The organism is uncultured Campylobacter sp., from assembly GCF_937949835.1.
In the GTDB taxonomy this organism is placed as follows: domain Bacteria; phylum Campylobacterota; class Campylobacteria; order Campylobacterales; family Campylobacteraceae; genus Campylobacter_B.
In genome coordinates, this window is record NZ_CALEDC010000053.1 from 1 (window position 1) to 2,808 (window position 2,808).

Below are 2,808 nucleotides of genomic sequence, written 5' to 3' on the forward strand. Positions count from 1 at the left end.
CCTTGGTTTGTGCTAGGGCTAGCCTCGCACTAAGCCCGCGCGCAAACTGAGATCATAAAATCCTGAATGCGGAATTTTATGCCGTGAATGCGCGAGTAGATTTACAGAAATTTCAAAGGGATTAAATGCAAAGATATCTTTATCTAGCCGTTATAGCTATGTTTTGCATGGGTGGAGTCTTTGAAGACGCGGACAAGCTCTATGAGGACGGCGATTATTCTAAAGCGATAAAAATGTGGCAGCGCAGCTGCGACGGCGGAGATACGCGAAGCTGCTATAGGCTCGGGAACTTATATCGATTCGGCATCAACACCACGCAGAGCTATCAAAAGGCAGCGGAGGTTTATAAAAAAACTTGCGATGGTGGGAATATGACCGGCTGCTATGAGCTTGCAGGACTATACTTCGAAGGCTATGGTGTTAGACAAGATTATCAAAAGGCGGCGAGCCTGCATCAAAAGGCTTGTGACGGCGGTAATATGTTTTCGTGCAATTTGCTTGCAATTTCATACGAATCCGGTATCGGCGTCTCAAGAGACAGGCACAAGGCTATGGTTTTGCGTCAAATGATTTGCGATAACGGTGATGCAGATATGTGCAATAACCTTGCATATTTATATAAAAACGGTGACAAGATCAGACAGGACTTGCAAAAGGCAGAGATTCTATATAAAAAAGCGGCTGTTTTGTACCAAAAGAAAGCTCAAATAAATCAAAAGAAATGCGATGAAGGCGACTTATATGAGTGCCAGCGCCTAGCGGATCTATATATAGATGGCGGGGGCGTAGAGAAGGATTTCAAAAAGGCTGCGGATTTATACCAGAAGGCTTGTGATGGCGGCAAGGCGGCGGCGTGCTTGATTCTGGGAGACTTATACAAAGCAGGCAATTACTAAAAAGCAGAAAGCCTATATCAAAGCGGGCTAAATTTGCTTAAAAATACTTGCGAGAGCGGGGATGCAGACTCGTGTAGTTATCTCGGGGATTTATACAAAAATGGATGGCACATTAAACAAGATAGATCCTTAGCAAAAGAATTTTACGGGAAAGCATGCGATTTAGCAGAGCAGATTGGCTGCGACGAATACAAGCAATTAAACGAAGCGGAACTCATCGATGATAAACACGGCATCGCACCGAGCACGCCTTAATCCATGAAAGCTTGCATGCTTGCGCGCAAACAAGGCTACGCAATCAGCGAGCTATCAATTTTTTAGAATTTTAAAATTCTAAATTTTATAAATTATCTTAGGCGCAGCTTCCCAGAAATACTAATCTGCCATGATGCCAGCTATATACTACGCGTAGATAAAATTCCACTCACTTATGATAAAATTTTAAAATTTATGAAGTTAAAATTTGAAAATTTACTCACTGTCTCATCGCATGCATTTCATGAAAATACTTTTAAATTTAAAGTAAAAATTTGTAATTTTAAAAAATGTAAATTTAAGAGATAAAGGCGTAAGCCCGGGAATTCTTTAAATTTAATTAAATTTTATAACTATAAATGATAAATAAATTCTTTTTAATTTAAATTTAAAGAATTTTTCACTAATATATTGCTATTTTTAATAACGCCTATGAGAAATAGTATTATAAAAGGATCAAAATGAGCTTATTTAGGTTTTCCATTGCAGCGGCGGGAGCGCTTTGTTTATGCGCGGCCACTTTAGCTGCACAGGACGATAGCGAAGGCAACTCCCAAAATTTAGGGCAGATAAATGTTACGGGAAACGTAGAAAGCGACCCGCTTACCAAAAAAGTCGGCGAAACGAAAAAGAGCGCCAAGCAACTCACCAAAGAGCAAGTTAGCGATAGTAGAGATATGGTTCGTCACGAAACCGGCGTTTCAGTTGTCGAAAGCGGAAGATTCGGTGCTAGTGGCTACTCGATCCGCGGAGTAGATGAAAATCGTGTAGATATAAGTATTGATGGGCTTCGCCAGGCAGAAACGCTAAGCTCGCAAGGTTTTAAAGATCTATTTGAAGGATACGGAAACTTTAATAACACTAGAAACGGCGTTGAGGTTGAAAACGTAAGACAGGTAGATATCACTAAAGGTGCAGATTCGGTAAAAAGAGGCTCGGGCGCGCTAGGTGGCTCAGTAGCGTTTGAGACAAAGGATGCGAGAGATTATCTAACGGAGAAGGATTGGTATTACGGATTTAAGCGCGGGTATCAAAGTGCGGATAGACAAAACTGGCAAAGCCACGCAGCTGCAGTTAGGTTTAAGTGGTTTGATCTTTTGGCTATTCACACCGATAGAGAAGGACATGAACTAAAAAACTGGGGATATAAAAAATATGATCCTACTGTTATAAGAAAAGTTAGAGAAAAACCTGATCCTTATAGAATTTACAAAAAAAGCACATTGGTAAAATTTGGCTTTCAGCCTACCGATACCGATAGATTTAGCTTAGGATACGATAAGTCTAATATAAAATCAGAGGGAATAGACTGGTCGAATCAATTTGCTCTTTACAATACGCAAACTCCTTGGGGTGCTCTAACTAATGACATACGACATACCAACGATAGAAGCGAAAGAAAAAACTATTCGTTCACTTACGAAAATTTCGACGAAACGCCTTTGTGGGATAGCTTAAAATTTAGCTATAACAAGCAACACATTAAGCTAAAAGCGAGAACGGATGAGTATTGCGAAGGCGATAACTGCGCGGGGATTTCAAATCCCGCGGGGCTTCATTTAGAAAACGGAAAGTTAGTGGATAAATACGGAGGCGAGCTGAAGCAAGGGCTAAAATGGGGCTTTATGCCGATAGTAACGGACAGTCGCGGAGAGGA

Annotated in this window: 2 protein-coding genes; both read left to right on the forward strand. The window is 40.8% G+C overall.

Annotated features, from left to right (window positions below):
* Positions 1-125 precede the first annotated feature (125 nt).
* The gene (locus tag Q0256_RS01215; protein WP_297959276.1) at positions 126-896 is read left to right on the forward strand and encodes a tetratricopeptide repeat protein; all 771 of its coding nucleotides are present in this window, start codon (positions 126-128) and stop codon (positions 894-896) included.
* Between the two features lie 716 nt (positions 897-1,612).
* Positions 1,613-2,808, forward strand: a 1,196-nt coding sequence (locus tag Q0256_RS01220) for a TonB-dependent receptor plug domain-containing protein (protein WP_297959278.1), incomplete at its 3' end; no start/stop codon positions are given.

Bases quoted from the DNA above. Each gene is read 5' to 3' on its own strand.
- Q0256_RS01215 (WP_297959276.1), top strand. From the start codon at position 126: ATGCAAAGATATCTTTATCTAGCCGTTATAGCTATGTTTTGCATGGGT.